The sequence below is a fragment of the Chromobacterium haemolyticum DSM 19808 genome, from assembly GCF_000711885.1.
Lineage (GTDB): Bacteria > Pseudomonadota > Gammaproteobacteria > Burkholderiales > Chromobacteriaceae > Chromobacterium > Chromobacterium haemolyticum.
Map to the genome: position 1 here is coordinate 24,792 of NZ_JONK01000021.1, position 14,222 is coordinate 39,013.

Consider the following 14,222-nt stretch of genomic DNA (forward strand, 5'->3'; position numbering starts at 1 on the left):
TTGCCGGCGCGGCCGGTCGCGACGGATTTTTGTTAATCGCGCTCCGACTGTGCTATTTTTACCCCGTTTTTATTTATAAGGAATCTTCGTTTTCATCATGGACGTTTCGTGGCTGTCTGACCCTTCCGCCTGGCTTGGCCTCCTCACGCTGATCATCCTGGAGGTGGTGCTGGGCGTTGACAACCTGATCTTCGTCGCCATCCTGGCGGAAAAGCTCCCCCCGCACCAACGCGACCGCGCCCGCATCACCGGCCTGTCGCTCGCTCTGATCATGCGTCTAGTGCTGCTGGCCAGCATCTCCTGGCTAGTGACGCTGACCTCGCCGCTGTTCCATGTGCTCAGCCAACCCTTCTCGGGGCGAGATCTCATCATGCTGGGCGGCGGTGTATTCCTGTTGTTCAAAGCCACCACGGAACTGCACGAACGCCTGGAAGGCGTGGATGAAGTGAAGAGCAATGGCCAGAAGGCTTACGCCGCCTTCGGCACCGTCGTCGCCCAGATCCTGGTGCTGGACGCGGTATTCTCCATCGACTCGGTGGTCACCGCCATCGGCATGGCCGAACACCTGCCGGTGATGATGCTGGCAGTCATCATCGCCATGCTGATGATGATTGCCGCCAGCAAACCGCTGACCGCCTTCGTCAACGCCCACCCCACCGTGGTGATGCTGTGCCTGGGCTTCCTGCTGATGATCGGTTTCAGCCTGGTGGCGGAAGGCTTCGGCTTCCATATTCCCAAGGGTTATCTGTACGCGGCGATCGGCTTCTCGGTGCTGATCGAGGCCTTTAACCAGGTCTCTCAGGCCAACCGCATCCGCTACCTGAACCGCAACCAATCCTTGCGCGAACGCACCGCCAACGCGGTGCTGAGCCTGATGGGCAGCAAGCTGACCAGCCCCAGCGCCGATGAAGGCAAGGTGGAAGACAGCAAGGACGCCGAACCGCAAGAAGCCTTCGCCCAAAACGAGCGCGCGATGATACACAGCGTGCTGACCCTGGCCGAGCGGCCGATCCGCGTGATCGCCACGCCGCGCGCCGATGTCCACCGCCTGGACCTGAGCCAGAGCCAGGATGCCCAGCGCAAAGTGCTGCGCGATAGCCCCTACTCCCGGCTGGTGGTGATCCGGGACGGCAGCATAGACGAGCCGCTGGGCATCGTCGCGCGCAAAGACCTGCTGACCCAGTTGCTGGACGGCGGCGAGATGAACATCGACGCCGCCCTGCGTCAGCCGCTGGTGCTGCCGGAAACCGTCACCGTGCTCAAGGCGCTGGAGAGCTTCCGCCAACATTCGGCGGACATGGCCTTCGTGGTCAACGAGTTCGGCAGCCTGGAAGGCATCGTCACCCAAAAGGACTTGATGGAGGCCATCGCCGGCGAGTTTCCGGAAGAGCACGAGCGTCACGAACTGCCGGCCATCCTGCAGCAGGCCGACGGCAGCTTCGATGTGGAAGGCAGCCTGGAACTGGTGACGCTGGAACAGCACATCGTGCTGGGGGACTTCGAGGACGAAGACTTCCACACCGTGGCCGGCCTGCTGATGGACTGCCTGGAGCGCATTCCGCGCGAGGGCGATGAAATCACCGTCGGCGAATGGAAGCTGCGCGTCACCGTGCAAAAGGGCAACCGCACCGAGCGGGTGCTGATCAGCCCGCTGGTCAATCTGGATGCCAGCATCTAAGTCCGCCGCCGCGCGAGGCACTCAGGGCCGGGCTTCCCCCCGGCCCTGGTTTTTATACGTGCTGCGCTGCCAGGACGGCGCGCTTTACACCGGCGTCACCACCGATGTGGCGCGCCGCTACGCCCAGCACGCCGCCGGCAAGGGCGCGCGCTACACTCGGCTCAATCCGCCGCAAGCGCTGGCCCTGGTGCTAGTCTGCACCGGACGCTCCGACGCCCTGAAGGCCGAGTACGCGTTCAAGCGGCTGGACCGCGCAGCCAAGCTGGACTTCCTGAACCTCCACGCGCCCGCGGACGGAGATTTCACGGTTTTCATGTCGGCGCCCGCCAATGGCAACACAGATTAACCAGCCTTAACAGATACTTACCGTCTTCTGCCCTAGGCTGACATCTGGCAGTTATTGCCATTCCAGGAGATCAAGATGAAAACGAACGCTCGCCCCCTCATGCTGGCCAGCCTGCTCGCCGCCAGTTTATTGTTCGCCGCCCAGGCCCGGGCCGAATCAGAATGGCAGAAAGAACATCCACGCCGCGAGGAAGTCAATCAGCGCCTGCACCATCAGGACCGCCGCATCCACCACGAACTGAAGGAAGGCAAGATCAGCCGCGACGAAGCGCGCAAGCTGCACGGTGAAGACCGCGACATCCGCCAGCAAGAACAAGGCATGGCCAAGCTGGACCACGGCCACATCACCAAGCAGGAACAAAAAACGCTGAACCAGGAGGAAAACCAGGTCAGCCAGCAGATCAAGAACGGCAACTGATCGTCTCGTCCAAAGACAAAGCCCGCCAAATGGCGGGCTTTGTCTTTGCGGCCTAGCTGGGCTCACTCCAGTTCCAGTTAGAACCGAAAACGCGAAGGCGAACAAGCGAGGCCGCAGACAGTACAAGAGAGTACGGCAAGGCCCCGCGTAGTGAAGCCGACAAAGTTATCGGTGTTAAATGGGATTGGAATCAGTGCTGCAAGATCTTGGACAGGAAGTGACGAGCCCGCTCGGAGCGGCCGTCCAGATTGCCGAAGAACTCGTCCTTATCGCAATCCTCCACGATGTGGCCCTGATCCATGAAGATCACGCGGTTGGCCACGCGGCGGGCAAAGCCCATCTCGTGGGTCACGCACATCATGGTCATGCCCTCGTGCGCCAACTCGGTCATCACGTCCAGCACCTCGTTGATCATCTCCGGGTCCAGCGCGCTGGTGGGCTCGTCGAACAACATCGCGATCGGGTCCATCGCCAGCGCGCGCGCAATCGCCACCCGCTGCTGTTGGCCGCCGGACAACTGGCTGGGAAACTTGTCGGCGTGCGCTTTCAAGCCCACGCGGTCCAACAGCTTCAGGCCCTTGTCCCGCGCCTCGTCCTGGCCGCGGCCCAGCACCTTGACCTGAGCGATGGCCAGGTTCTCGGTGATGGACAGGTGCGGGAACAGTTCGAAGTGCTGGAACACCATGCCAACGCGGCTGCGCAGCTTGGGCAGGTCGGTTTTGGGATCGCCCACCGAGATGCCGTCGACAACGATCTCGCCCTTCTGAAACGGCTCCAGCGCATTGACGCACTTGATCAAGGTGGACTTGCCGGAACCGGACGGCCCGCACACCACCACCACCTCGCCCTTGGCGACCTGGGTGGTGCAATCGGTCAGGACCTGGAACTGTCCGTACCACTTGCTGACTTGCTTCAGGGAAATCATTGCGCTCATACAGCCAACCTTTTTTGCATGCGCTTCACCAAAAGGGAAGCGCCGAAACTGATCACGAAATACACCGCGCCGGCAAATAGCAGGAACTCATGCGGCAAACCGACGACATCGCCCTTGGAGCGGGCGGTGTTCAGGAAATCCATCAAACCCACAGCGTACACCAGCGAAGTGTCCTGGAACAGAATGATGGACTGCTGCAGCAGCAAGGGCGTCATCTTGCGGAAGGCCTGCGGCAGGATCACCAGCCGCATCACCTGGCCGTAGTTCATCCCCAGCGCGTAGGCCGCGCCGGCCTGGCCCTTGGGGATGGCCTGAATGCCCGCGCGGACGATTTCGGAGAAATACGCCGCCTCGAACATCACGAAGGCCACCAGGCACGAGGTGAACGCGCCCACCGGTTCCAGGCTGCCGGTAATCCAGTTCAGCACCATCGGCACCACCAGATAGAACCAGGAGATCACCAGCAGCAAGGGGATGGAGCGGAAGTAATTAACGTAGAACTTGGCCAGCGGCGACAACACCCGGTGCTCGGAGAGCCGGGCCAGGGCCAGCAAGGTGCCCAACACCACGCCGCCCGCTACCGCCATCACCAGCAGTTTCAGGGTCAGCTGCATGCCTTGCCACAAACCCGGCAGCGCCGGAACGATCTGACTGAAATCCAATTCCATCATTTGCCCCCCATCATGCCGGGAATGCGCACGCGCCGCTCGATCCAGGCCATCAGCGTCATCAAGCTCATATTGAGCACGAAATAAATGATGGTGGCCAGGGTGAAGGCCTCAAAGATGTTGGCGGAGAACTCCGCGGTCTGCTTGGTTTGCGCCAGCAGCTCCATCAGGCCGATTAGCGAAGCCACCGAAGAGTTCTTGAAAATATTCAAAAACTCGCTGGTCAGCGGCGGAATGATGATGCGGAAGGCCTGGGGCAACAGCACGTGCCGGTAGGCTTGCGGCAAGGTGAAGCCCATCGCCTGCGCCGCGTTGCGCTGACCGCGCGGTAGAGCCTCGATGCCGGTGCGCACTTGCTCGCACACCCGCGCCGCGGTGAACAACCCCAAACACACCACTACCGACAGAAAGGCGGAAGTGGCCGGCGCCAGGTCCTGCTTGAACCAGGTTTGCGCACCCTCGGGCAGCAGATCCGGGATCAGAAAGTACCAGACGAACAACTGCACCAACAAGGGCACATTGCGGAACAACTCGACGTAGGCGGTGGCGATGCCCGCCACCCACCGGTTCGATACCGTGCGCATCACGCCCAGCACCGAGCCCAAAGCCAGGGCGATCGCCCAGCCGGCCAACGCCACGGCGATGGTCCAGCCCAGGCCGGACACGAACCAGTTCAGATAGATTTCGCTACCCACCCCGGTGGACTTGAAAAACACCATCCAGTCCCAGTGGTAATTCATGCTTCACTCCCACAACGCCAGCCCGCCGGCGCGCTCATCCGCGCCGGCGGGCCGCGGCCCGGCTTAAACGCCCGGCCACACACAAAGAAAGCGGGTACGGCCGCACGCCCCGTGCTTCCCGCGAAACGGCGGGGAGCACGGGGCGGCGACGCGCCAACCGCGACTTACATCTGCTCGGCAGACTTGTCGGTCGGCTTGGCGATCAGCTCCTTGAATTCATCGGACATCGGGAAGTTCAGGTTCAGCCCCTTGGGCGGCACCGGGCTGGTGAACCACTTGGCGTAGATCTTGTTGACCTCGCCGGACTTGAAGGTGTTACTCAGCGCGGCGTCCACCACCTTCTTGAAGGCGGGATCTTCCTTGCGCAGCATGCAGCCGTAGATCTCGTAGGACTGCGCCTTGCCGGTGACCACCCAGTTGGCCGGGTTCTTGGCCTTGGCCATCTCGCCGTACAGCAGCGCGTCGTCCATCATGAAGGCCGCGGCGCGGCCGGACTCCAGCATCAGGAAGGATTCACCGTGATCCTTGGCCGAGATAATGTTCATGCCCAGCTTCTTATCGGCGTTCATCGCCTTGATCAGGCGCTCGGAAGTGGTGCCGGCGGTGGTCACCACGTTCTTGCCCTTCAGATCCGGGAAGTCTTTGATGCCGGAGGTCTTGGCGGTCAACAGACGGGTGCCGATTTCAAAGATGCCCACCGAGAACGCCACTTGCTTCTGACGCTCCACATTATTGGTGGTGGAACCGCACTCCAGATCCACTGTGCCGTTTTGCACCAGCGGGATGCGAGTCTGCGACGTCACCAGATTGTATTTGACCTGCAGGTTCGGCATTTTCAGCTCTTTTTTCACCTGCTCAACCACTTTGTTGGCCAAATCCACCGAGTAGCCCACCGGCTTCTGGTTATTGTCGTAGTAGGAAAACGGAATGGACGCGTCGCGGTTGCCCAAAACGATCACGCCGGAATCCTTGATTTTCTTGAGAGTGCCGGTCAGTTCGGCGGCCATGGCCGGAGCGGCGCAGAAGGCGCCCAAAGTGGCGGCACAGATCAGGGTGGAGCGAATACGCATGAAGTTTCTCCTTTTTCACTTCCTGTGATAGACAGCCCCCGCCAACAAGGACGGGGACAGACGACTCTTTGTAGTGCGGCGGGCGCTGAACGCCCGCTCGTGTTTTTTACTTTCAACGCCCTGTTACTGGCGTTTGGCCTTGAGGCCTTTCGCGCTCAGATAATTGGCCAGGCGGACGTAATCCCCCACCGGCAGGTTCTCCGGCCGCAGCCCGGGATCGAGCGCCAGCGCGGCGAAGCCATCCGCGTCCAGCAGACCCTTCAAATTGTTCTTCAGCGTCTTGCGCCGCTGCGAAAACGCCGTGGTCACCACCTGCTCCAGCAGCGCCTCATCGTCGGCCACGCCGCAACGGCCCGGTGCCGGAATCATCCGCACCACGGCGGAATCCACCTTCGGAGGCGGCCAGAACGCTTCCGGCGGCACATGCAGGATGTTCTCCATTTCAAAGCGATACTGCAACATCACCGTCAATCGGCCGTAGTCGGCGGTGGACGGCTCCGCCACCATGCGTTCGATCACCTCTTTTTGCAACATGAAATGCATGTCGGTGACTTTCTGACCGTAAGTGGCCAGATGGAACAGCAGGGGCGTGGAAATATTGTAAGGCAGATTACCGACGATCTTCAGCTTGCCCTCCGCCACCGAGGCGAAGTCGAACGCCAGCGCGTCCCCGGCATGAATGCTCAAACGCTCCGCCGGAAACTCCGTTTGCAAACGGCTGATGATGTCGCGGTCGATCTCCACCACATGCAGATGCTTGAGTGCAGCCAATAGCGGCTTGGTGATCGCGCCCAGTCCGGGGCCGATCTCGATGACCACATCGTCCGGCTGCGGATTCACCGCATGCACGATGTTGGCGATGACGCTGGCGTCCTGCAGGAAATTCTGGCCGAAGCGCTTGCGCGGAATATGTTTGTTCATGAAATCTGCTAATCAGTACAAAGAACGGAGAAGCGCCGGACAGCTTGCCGTCGCGCCTCATTGTCGAAGTCAATTCTCAAGTTTTGGCCAATTGTCTGCCGATTGTAGGCTGCCCGACAAGAGCTAAAGCCGCCCCTGCGCCACAAATCTCACAATACATGCCAAACACTTGAAAATCAGTGAGGATTTTCCCGAATCGCCGCGGCGGGCCGGGTCAGCCAACGGCACAATCCGGCCAACAGCAACACCATCGCGCCCAGCGCCCATTCGCCCGGCAACGGCAAAGCGGCCAGGCCCGCCGACACGCCGGCTGCGAACAACATCTGCCCGCAGCCCAACAAGGCGGCGGCGCGGCCGGCGCCCTGAGAGAACGGCGCCATCGCCATGCCGCTGGCCGGCCCCAATGTCCAGGCGAAGCCCACGCTCAGCACGCCTATCGGCAACATATAGTGCCAAGCGCCCGGCAGGCCGGATAGCGACAACAACATGACCCCCGCCAGCAACATGATGTTGAGACCGTAGCGCAACATCGCTTTTTGACCAAAGCGGCCGATCAGCTTCAAGCCAAGGAAGCTGGCCGCCATCACCAAGAGGGCGTTGCCGCCGAACAGCAAACCGAAGGTGGTGGCGTCCACCCCGCCGCGCTCAATCAGCACCGCCGGCGCCAGCGTCACATAGCTGACGATCAAAGCCAGCGCCGCGCAGCAGCAAGCCCCATAGCGGCGCAGCGCCTGCGTGGACAGCACTTGGCGCATGCTGATCGCCGGCCCTCTGTCGGCGCTGGCAACAGCGGGCCGGGTTTCCGGCATCTTCCAGGCCAGCCACGCCGCCGCCAGCACCGCGCTGCCTGCCAGCGCCAGGAAGCAGGACTGCCAGCCCCAGCGCACAGTCAGCCAGCCGCCCAGCAAGGGCGCCATCGCCGGCACCACGTTCAGAGCGGCATTGAGCAGGCTGTAGCGCTGCGCGGCGGCATTGCCGGAAAAACAATCTCGCACCAGGGTGAACGCGCACACCGAACTGGCGCTAGCGCCCAAGCCCTGCAGCGCGCGCAAGCCCAGAAAACCGCCCAGACTGTCGCTGCGGCTAGCCAGAAACGCGGCCGCGGCGTACAGCAGCAGGCCGCCCAAAGCCACCGGCTTGCGGCCTATCCTGTCCGCCAACGGGCCGAACAGCAACTGCCCCAGCCCCAGGCTGAAAATGAACACGCTGAGGCTGATCGCGACATCGGCCTGAAAATGCAGCTGCATCGCCGGCATTGCCGACAGGTAAAGATCGATGCCCAAGGGATTGAACAAGATCAACAAGATGGCCGCCAAGGTAGCGGCGCGGGCAAACGGAGAAGCGCTAGGGTTGGGCATCGGGGTATGACGACAGGGGATGGGGAAGCAAGCCGCCATGATACCGGGGAGAGCGCCCCGCCGCAGCAGGGCGCAGGAAAAAAACCCGCCTGGGCACCGCTTCCGCGCCTTTAAAAACAGCAAATTGACGCCATGTAACACGGACCGCGGCGGCCTGAAAAAGCCTGGCGCCTGATGGATTCGATGGTTGCGGCATCACGCGTCTGGTAACCTAGACAGCGACCGAAAGAACAAATGAGCAGACTATCATGACCGCAAATGACACCCGGATTTACCTGTCCTCCGGCAGCCCTCGCCGCCGCGAAATTCTGGAACAGTTGGGCATGCACCTGGAGCGCATCCACGCCGATATCGACGAATCGGTGCGGCCCGGCGAATCCGCCGTCGCTTACACAGAACGGCTGGCGCTGTCCAAGGCCGAGGCCGGCTGGCAGGTCGTGGTGTCTTGCGGACTGCCGTCCCGGCCCTTGCTGGCCGCCGACACCACGGTGGCGATGGACGGCGAAATCTTCGGCAAGCCGGAAAACGCCGACGACGCCCGCCGCATGCTGCGGGCCTTCTCCGGCCGCAGCCATCAAGCCATCACCAGCGTGGCGGTGCGCGAAGGCGACAAGGTGCGGCTCAAGACCTCGGTCACCGAGGTGTTCTTCCGCCCGCTCAGCGAGCAGGACATTGAGCGCTACCTGGACAGCGGCGAGCCTTTCGACAAGGCCGGCGCTTACGGCATCCAGGGCAAAGCCAGCGTCTTCGTCGAGCGCATCCACGGCAGCCACAGCGGCGTGATGGGCCTGCCTATCTTCGAAACCGCGGCGCTGCTGAGCGAATTCGGCTTCCAGTTTCCATGAGCGCCCGGGGGACCACCATGCTGCATCAATCGATACCCCTGCCGCGCGATCTGCCGCGCCCCAAGGAACAAATCCTAGTCAACATCACCCCGCAGGAAACCCGAGTCGCGGTGCTGGAAGACGCCGTGGTTCAGGAACTGCATGTGGAGCGCGCAGCCAGCCGCGGCATTGTCGGCAACATCTATCTGGGCCAGGTCAAGCGCGTGCTGCCCGGCATGCAGAGCGCCTTCATTGAAATCGGCTTGGAACGCGCCGCCTTTCTGCATATCGCCGACGTGCTGGAACAGCGCCAGCACCCGACCGAACCCCAACGCATCGAGAAGATGCTGTTCGAGGGGCAGACCGTGCTGGTGCAGGTGATCAAGGATCCGATTGGCACCAAGGGCGCGCGTCTGTCCACCCAGATCTCGCTGGCCGGACGCTTCCTCGTGCACTTGCCGCAGGAAGAGCACATCGGCGTATCGCAGAAGATAGACAGCGAAAGCGAGCGCCACAATCTGAAATCCAGGCTGGAAAAACTGTTACCGGCCAACAGCCCGCGCGGCTACATCATCCGCACCAGCGCAGAGACCGCGCGCGACGACGAATTGGCCGCCGACATCGGCTACTTGTCCAAGCTGTGGTCCGACATCCGCCACAAATCCCAGCACCTTCCGGCGCAAAGCCTGCTCTACGAAGACCTCCCGCTGGCGGTGCGCGTGCTGCGCGACATGGTCAGCGGCTTCACCGACCAGGTGGTGGTGGACTCCACGGAAAACTACAGCCGCATGGTGGAGTTCGCCGAGCAATACGTGCAGATCGCCGTGGACAAGATAGAACGCTACAGCGGAGAACGCCCGCTGTTCGAGCTGCATGGCATCGAGGCCGAGATCGACAAGGCGCTGGCGCGCCGCGTCAACCTGAAGTTCGGCGGCTATCTGATCATCGACCAGACCGAGGCGATGACCACCATTGACGTCAACACCGGCGGCTTCGTCGGCAACCGCAATTTCGACGAAACCATCTTCAAGACCAATCTGGAAGCCACCCAGACCATCGCCCGACAGCTGCGGCTGCGCAATCTGGGCGGCATCATCATCGTCGACTTCATCGACATGGACAACGACGAGCACCAATCCGCGGTGCTGGCGGAGCTGGCCAAGGCGATGGCGCGCGACCGTACCCGCGTCACCCTCAACGGCTTTACCAGCCTGGGCCTGGTGGAAATCACCCGCAAGCGCACCCGTGAAAGCCTGGCCCACGTACTGTGCGAGCCCTGCCCCACCTGTCAGGGCCGCGGCGAGATCAAGACCGCGCAAACCGTGTGCTACGAGATCCAGCGCGAGATTGTGCGCGAAGCGCGTCAGTTCGACGCCAAGGGTTACCGCATCCTGGCCGCGCAATCGGTGATCGACATGTTCATCGACGAAGAATCGCAAAGCCTGGCGATGCTGATCGACTTCATCGGCAAGCCGATCTCGCTGTCGGTGGAAGCCACCTACACCCAGGAGCAATTCGACGTCGTCCTGCTGTAAGCCGCCATGTCATTCCGCCCGTTTCGTCTGGCGGCCCGGCTGCCGCGCCTGTTGTCCCGCGCGGCGCTGGGCCTGCTGGCGCTAATTTCGCTCTACCTGCTCGCCGCGCTGACGCTTGGGCTGCTCCCGGTCAACCGTGACTGGCGGCAGAGCGACGCCGGCATTCCGGTTTTCCTGGACAGCAATGGTGTGCACGCTGGCCTGCTGCTGCCGCGCAGCGGCCCCGGCATGAACTGGGACGAGACCTTCTCCCCAGAGCATCCGCGCGCCGGGCCCAATCTGGACAAACTGCCCTATGTGGGCATAGGCTGGGGCAGCCGCAGCTTTTTCCTGGAAACACGGGACTGGTCGGACCTCACCCCAGGCAAAGCGCTTTACGCCCTGTCCGGGCTGGACGGCGCCGTACTGCATGTGGAATATCTGCCGATGCCGCGCGAAGGCGCCGCCACTCGGCGCCTGATGCTTGCGCCGGAACAATACCGGCGGCTGGCCGGCTTCATCCAGGCCTCCGTCGCCCGCGACGCAATCGGAAAAGCCCTCTGGATGCAGGGCTATCATTATCATGATCAGGATGCGTTTTATCTGGCCAACGGCCGCTATAGCCCGTTGACCACCTGCAACCAGTGGGTGCGCGACGCGCTGGCGGCCAGCGGCGTGCGCACCGCCTGGTGGTCCCCATTCGACCACGCACTATTCTGGCAATTGAAAGACCGCTGAGACGATCGCCTCGGCGTAAGGGAGTTTCGCAAAATGAACGAAGAAAACGGCGATCCGCTCTGGTTCGCCATCCGGCAGGAAGCCGAACAAGCCGCGCAAGACGAGCCCATGCTGGCCAGTTTCCTGCACATGACCGTGCTGCGCCACAATACCCTGGAAGACGTGCTGGCCTTTCACCTGTCCAGCAAGCTCGCCAGCCCGGTGATGGACGCCCGCGCGCTGATGGAACTGTTCCGAGAAGCGCTGGACGCCGACCCGGCCATCAGCGCCGCCACGCGCGCCGACATCAGCGCCTGCTTCGACCGCGATCCGGCCTGCGACAACTACTCCACCCCGCTGCTCTATTTCAAAGGCTTCCACGCCATCCAGTGCCAGCGCATCACCCACTGGCTGTGGCGGGAAGAGCGCAAAACCCTGGCGCTGTTTCTGCAAAACCGCATTTCCGAAGTCACCGGCGCCGACATCCACCCGGCCGCCCGCATCGGCCAGGGCGTGATGCTGGACCACGGCACGGGCGTCGTGGTGGGCGAAACCGCCGTCATCGGCGATAACGTCTCGATGCTGCAGGGCGTGACCCTGGGCGGAACCGGCAAGGAACACGGCGACCGCCATCCCAAGATCGCCGACGGCGTGCTGATCGGCGCCAACACCTCCATCCTCGGCAACATCCAGGTGGGCGCCTGCGCCAAGATAGGCGCCGGCAGCGTGGTGCTGGAAGACGTGCCGGCCCACACCACCGTGGTCGGCGTGCCCGCCCGCGTGGTGGCCCGCGCCTGCGAAGGCACCCCGGCGCTGGATATGGATCAGCGCGTATGAGCGCTGAGCGGGCCCACCTCGCTGTCGGCGACTCCGCCGCCGGCATGCTGAACGCGCTGCGACGCGACGGCCTGCTCAACGGCGAAGTCCTACCCTTCATCGAAGATCTAAGCGCCGGCCCGCTTCTGGACGCCGACGCCATCGATCAAGGCCTGCGCCTGGCCTGGCACCAACAACTGCTACAAGCTCAACCCTGGCTGCCGGAATACGAGGACGGCTGGCTGCTCCGCCACCAGGCCAGCCGCAAGGCGCTGCTGCGGCTTCTGGAACAGCCGCGCCCGCTCACCATCTGGCTGGGCCGCAACGCCGGCGACCACCTGACGCTGGCGCTGTTGGCAGAACAACTGCCGGCGCACTGCCCGCTGTCCGTCATCGCCGTGCCGGAACCGGCATGGCAAGCCGGCGACGAGATGGCGGAATGGAGTCTGGCCATGCTGCCGCTGGAACAGCTGGCCGCCTGCCGGCCGCTGCAACGCCCGCTCAGCGCCGCGGAACGGCAAGCGCTGGCCGCGCAATGGCGCCACTGGCGCGAACGCGGCCAGGGACTACGCCGCTGGCAGGACAACACCATCGTTGAAGCGCCGCTGGAGCATTACGATGCGCTGCTGCTGGAACAGGCCGGCGCGGACCCGCTCGCTATCCAGCGCCTGGTCGGCGCCGCGTTCATCCGCATCCGGGACGCACTGGTTTCATCCGACCTTCTGTTCTGGCGCGTACAGCAACTGCTGCGCGCGGGTCGGCTCTGCGCCGAAAGCGCGGCTGGAACAGCGGGTTCTTCCCCGCGAATCCGCCGCTGCGCCTGAAGCCCAGTTGCTACAGCGCGACATCTGCCCTGAAGGACTACAGCAAGCGCTTGGTGATGCACAGCCGCGCGGGTAAAATCCCAGCCCTTGACGCCTGCCCCGCCATTGAATGGCAGCGTCCTGCATCCTCAGGAACCCCACCCCATGAATGTCAGAGTTGTCGACTACCACGCGCCGGACGCCGCGGAACAATTCACCCGTTCGCTGCACGAAACCGGCTTCGGCGTGCTGGTCAATCATCCGGTACCCCAGGACCTGGTCGAAAAAATCTATGCGGACTGGCTTGCCTTCTTCAACAGCCAGGCCAAATACGACTACGCCTTCTCCATGGAGCGCCAGGACGGCTGGTTTTCCCCGGAGGTGTCGGAAACCGCCAAGGGCTCAAGCCTGAAAGACATCAAGGAATACTTCCACATCTACCCGTGGGGCCGTGTACCGCCGGAACTCAAGGCGGATGCCGACCGCTACTACGCCGTCGCCAACCAGTTGGCTCAAGAACTGCTGTCCTGGGTGCAGCAATACACCCCGGCCCACATCGCCGCCAGCTACACCGAACCGCTGTCCCACATGATCGCAGACAGCCAGAAGACCCTGCTGCGCGTGCTGCGCTATCCGCCACTCACCGGCCGGGAACCCGCCGGCTCGCTGCGCGCCGCCGCCCACGGCGACATCAATCTGCTGACCATCCTGCCCGCCGCCAACGAACCTGGCCTGCAAGTACAGGACAAGCAAGGCGAGTGGCTGGACGTGCCCTGTGATTTCGGCACCCTGGTGGTCAATATCGGCGACATGCTGCAAGAAGCCTCCGGCGGCTACTACCCGTCCACCCAGCACCGCGTGGTCAACCCCACCGGCGAAGGCGCGACCAAGAGCCGCATCTCGCTGCCGCTGTTCCTGCACCCGCGGCCGGAAGTCGTGCTGTCCAACCGCTACACCGCGGACAGCTATCTGAACGAGCGCCTACGCGAACTGGGCGTCAAACAGTAAGCCCCTGCCGGCGGAAGCCCCACTCTCCGCCGGCGGATTCCACAATTAAGATCAAACATTCATTAGTGTTACGCTATCGACTTGAGCAAAAGAATCAACTGGCACACATAAATGAGAATGACTATCATTCAGTTAATTCTCACCGAGGAGCCTAGCCATGCTCAAGACCATCACCTTCGCCATCTGCCATTTCACTGTCGCCTTCAGCGTGGCCTATCTACTGACCGGCAATATCGGCGTTTCCAGCCTGCTGGCCCTGGTGGAACCGCTGGTCAACACCGTGGCTTATTACTTCCACGAAAAAGTGTGGGACCGCATCCGCGGCCGCAAGGCCCAAGCCGCCGAAACCGGCGCTGCCGGGCACAACGCCCTGTTCCATCAGCACTGACTTCTTCGACGCCGTGCCCG

Annotated in this window: 16 protein-coding genes; 10 read left to right on the forward strand and 6 right to left on the reverse strand. The window is 62.7% G+C overall.

The window, feature by feature from the left end:
- Window positions 1-97: 97 nt before the first annotated feature.
- The 3 genes from BR71_RS13435 (at window position 98) to BR71_RS13445 (ending at window position 2,441) form a co-directional block, all read left to right on the forward strand.
- A complete protein-coding gene (locus tag BR71_RS13435) occupies window positions 98-1,678 on the forward strand; it encodes a TerC family protein (RefSeq protein WP_043638178.1) in 1,581 nt (526 codons plus the stop codon).
- Entirely contained in the window at window positions 1,665-2,024 is a 360-nt protein-coding gene (locus BR71_RS23015; RefSeq protein ID WP_052370557.1) for a GIY-YIG nuclease family protein, read from the forward strand. Before BR71_RS13435 ends, BR71_RS23015 begins: the two co-directional genes overlap by 14 nt.
- Before the next feature lie 75 nt (window positions 2,025-2,099).
- Window positions 2,100-2,441, forward strand: coding sequence for a hypothetical protein (locus tag BR71_RS13445; protein ID WP_043638181.1), 342 nt, complete (start codon window positions 2,100-2,102; stop codon window positions 2,439-2,441).
- 190 nt (window positions 2,442-2,631) lie between these two features.
- On the opposite strand, the gene BR71_RS13450 is transcribed toward BR71_RS13445, so the two are convergent.
- The 6 genes from BR71_RS13450 to BR71_RS13475 form a co-directional block, all read right to left on the reverse strand.
- Window positions 2,632-3,366 carry an amino acid ABC transporter ATP-binding protein gene (locus BR71_RS13450; RefSeq protein WP_019101740.1) on the reverse strand — a complete coding sequence of 245 codons (735 nt, stop codon included), beginning with the start codon at window positions 3,364-3,366 and terminating at the stop codon, window positions 2,632-2,634.
- Window positions 3,367-3,371: 5 nt separating this feature from the next.
- The gene (locus BR71_RS13455; protein ID WP_196783807.1) at window positions 3,372-4,046 is read right to left on the reverse strand and encodes an ABC transporter permease subunit; all 675 of its coding nucleotides are present in this window, start codon (window positions 4,044-4,046) and stop codon (window positions 3,372-3,374) included.
- Complete coding sequence (locus BR71_RS13460; RefSeq protein WP_043592404.1) at window positions 4,043-4,783, reverse strand: amino acid ABC transporter permease; 741 nt, start codon at window positions 4,781-4,783, stop codon at window positions 4,043-4,045. The genes BR71_RS13455 and BR71_RS13460 overlap by 4 nt, the downstream gene beginning before the upstream one ends.
- Before the next feature lie 164 nt (window positions 4,784-4,947).
- Window positions 4,948-5,853, reverse strand: a complete 906-nt coding sequence (locus tag BR71_RS13465) for a glutamate/aspartate ABC transporter substrate-binding protein (RefSeq protein ID WP_043638185.1) — start codon at window positions 5,851-5,853, stop codon at window positions 4,948-4,950.
- Between the two features lie 123 nt (window positions 5,854-5,976).
- Window positions 5,977-6,774, reverse strand: a complete 798-nt coding sequence (gene rsmA, locus BR71_RS13470) for a 16S rRNA (adenine(1518)-N(6)/adenine(1519)-N(6))-dimethyltransferase RsmA (protein WP_043638189.1) — start codon at window positions 6,772-6,774, stop codon at window positions 5,977-5,979.
- A 176-nt stretch (window positions 6,775-6,950) separates the two neighbouring features.
- Complete coding sequence (locus BR71_RS13475; protein WP_052370558.1) at window positions 6,951-8,132, reverse strand: multidrug effflux MFS transporter; 1,182 nt, start codon at window positions 8,130-8,132, stop codon at window positions 6,951-6,953.
- A 248-nt stretch (window positions 8,133-8,380) separates the two neighbouring features.
- On the opposite strand from BR71_RS13475, the gene BR71_RS13480 reads away from it, so the two are divergent.
- The 7 genes from BR71_RS13480 to BR71_RS13510 all read left to right on the forward strand — a co-directional run bounded on the left by BR71_RS13480 (window position 8,381) and on the right by BR71_RS13510 (window position 14,202).
- Window positions 8,381-8,977: a Maf family protein gene (locus tag BR71_RS13480; protein ID WP_043638193.1), complete on the forward strand. Its 597-nt coding sequence runs from the start codon at window positions 8,381-8,383 to the stop codon at window positions 8,975-8,977.
- 17 nt (window positions 8,978-8,994) lie between these two features.
- Window positions 8,995-10,491, forward strand: coding sequence for a ribonuclease G (gene rng, locus BR71_RS13485; protein ID WP_039755437.1), 1,497 nt, complete (start codon window positions 8,995-8,997; stop codon window positions 10,489-10,491).
- 6 nt (window positions 10,492-10,497) lie between these two features.
- The gene (locus BR71_RS13490; protein WP_052370559.1) at window positions 10,498-11,208 is read left to right on the forward strand and encodes a TIGR02117 family protein; all 711 of its coding nucleotides are present in this window, start codon (window positions 10,498-10,500) and stop codon (window positions 11,206-11,208) included.
- 33 nt (window positions 11,209-11,241) lie between these two features.
- Window positions 11,242-12,024, forward strand: coding sequence for a serine O-acetyltransferase (cysE, locus tag BR71_RS13495; RefSeq protein WP_019102377.1), 783 nt, complete (start codon window positions 11,242-11,244; stop codon window positions 12,022-12,024).
- Window positions 12,021-12,827 (forward strand): DUF3658 domain-containing protein, encoded by an 807-nt coding sequence (locus BR71_RS13500; protein WP_043638199.1) that lies wholly within the window; start codon window positions 12,021-12,023, stop codon window positions 12,825-12,827. The genes cysE and BR71_RS13500 overlap by 4 nt, the downstream gene beginning before the upstream one ends.
- Before the next feature lie 144 nt (window positions 12,828-12,971).
- Window positions 12,972-13,814, forward strand: a complete 843-nt coding sequence (locus BR71_RS13505; protein ID WP_019102375.1) for an isopenicillin N synthase family dioxygenase — start codon at window positions 12,972-12,974, stop codon at window positions 13,812-13,814.
- Between the two features lie 157 nt (window positions 13,815-13,971).
- Window positions 13,972-14,202, forward strand: coding sequence for a DUF2061 domain-containing protein (locus BR71_RS13510; RefSeq protein ID WP_019102374.1), 231 nt, complete (start codon window positions 13,972-13,974; stop codon window positions 14,200-14,202).
- Window positions 14,203-14,222 lie beyond the last annotated feature (20 nt).

Bases quoted from the DNA above. Each gene is read 5' to 3' on its own strand.
- BR71_RS13435 (WP_043638178.1), top strand. From the start codon at position 98: ATGGACGTTTCGTGGCTGTCTGACCCTTCCGCCTGGCTTGGCCTCCTC.
- BR71_RS23015 (WP_052370557.1), top strand. From the start codon at position 1,665: ATGCCAGCATCTAAGTCCGCCGCCGCGCGAGGCACTCAGGGCCGGGCT.
- BR71_RS13445 (WP_043638181.1), top strand. From the start codon at position 2,100: ATGAAAACGAACGCTCGCCCCCTCATGCTGGCCAGCCTGCTCGCCGCC.
- BR71_RS13450 (WP_019101740.1), bottom strand. From the start codon at position 3,366: ATGATTTCCCTGAAGCAAGTCAGCAAGTGGTACGGACAGTTCCAGGTC.
- BR71_RS13455 (WP_196783807.1), bottom strand. From the start codon at position 4,046: ATGATGGAATTGGATTTCAGTCAGATCGTTCCGGCGCTGCCGGGTTTG.
- BR71_RS13460 (WP_043592404.1), bottom strand. From the start codon at position 4,783: ATGAATTACCACTGGGACTGGATGGTGTTTTTCAAGTCCACCGGGGTG.
- BR71_RS13465 (WP_043638185.1), bottom strand. From the start codon at position 5,853: ATGCGTATTCGCTCCACCCTGATCTGTGCCGCCACTTTGGGCGCCTTC.
- rsmA (WP_043638189.1), bottom strand. From the start codon at position 6,774: ATGAACAAACATATTCCGCGCAAGCGCTTCGGCCAGAATTTCCTGCAG.
- BR71_RS13475 (WP_052370558.1), bottom strand. From the start codon at position 8,132: ATGCCCAACCCTAGCGCTTCTCCGTTTGCCCGCGCCGCTACCTTGGCG.
- BR71_RS13480 (WP_043638193.1), top strand. From the start codon at position 8,381: ATGACCGCAAATGACACCCGGATTTACCTGTCCTCCGGCAGCCCTCGC.
- rng (WP_039755437.1), top strand. From the start codon at position 8,995: ATGCTGCATCAATCGATACCCCTGCCGCGCGATCTGCCGCGCCCCAAG.
- BR71_RS13490 (WP_052370559.1), top strand. From the start codon at position 10,498: ATGTCATTCCGCCCGTTTCGTCTGGCGGCCCGGCTGCCGCGCCTGTTG.
- cysE (WP_019102377.1), top strand. From the start codon at position 11,242: ATGAACGAAGAAAACGGCGATCCGCTCTGGTTCGCCATCCGGCAGGAA.
- BR71_RS13500 (WP_043638199.1), top strand. From the start codon at position 12,021: ATGAGCGCTGAGCGGGCCCACCTCGCTGTCGGCGACTCCGCCGCCGGC.
- BR71_RS13505 (WP_019102375.1), top strand. From the start codon at position 12,972: ATGAATGTCAGAGTTGTCGACTACCACGCGCCGGACGCCGCGGAACAA.
- BR71_RS13510 (WP_019102374.1), top strand. From the start codon at position 13,972: ATGCTCAAGACCATCACCTTCGCCATCTGCCATTTCACTGTCGCCTTC.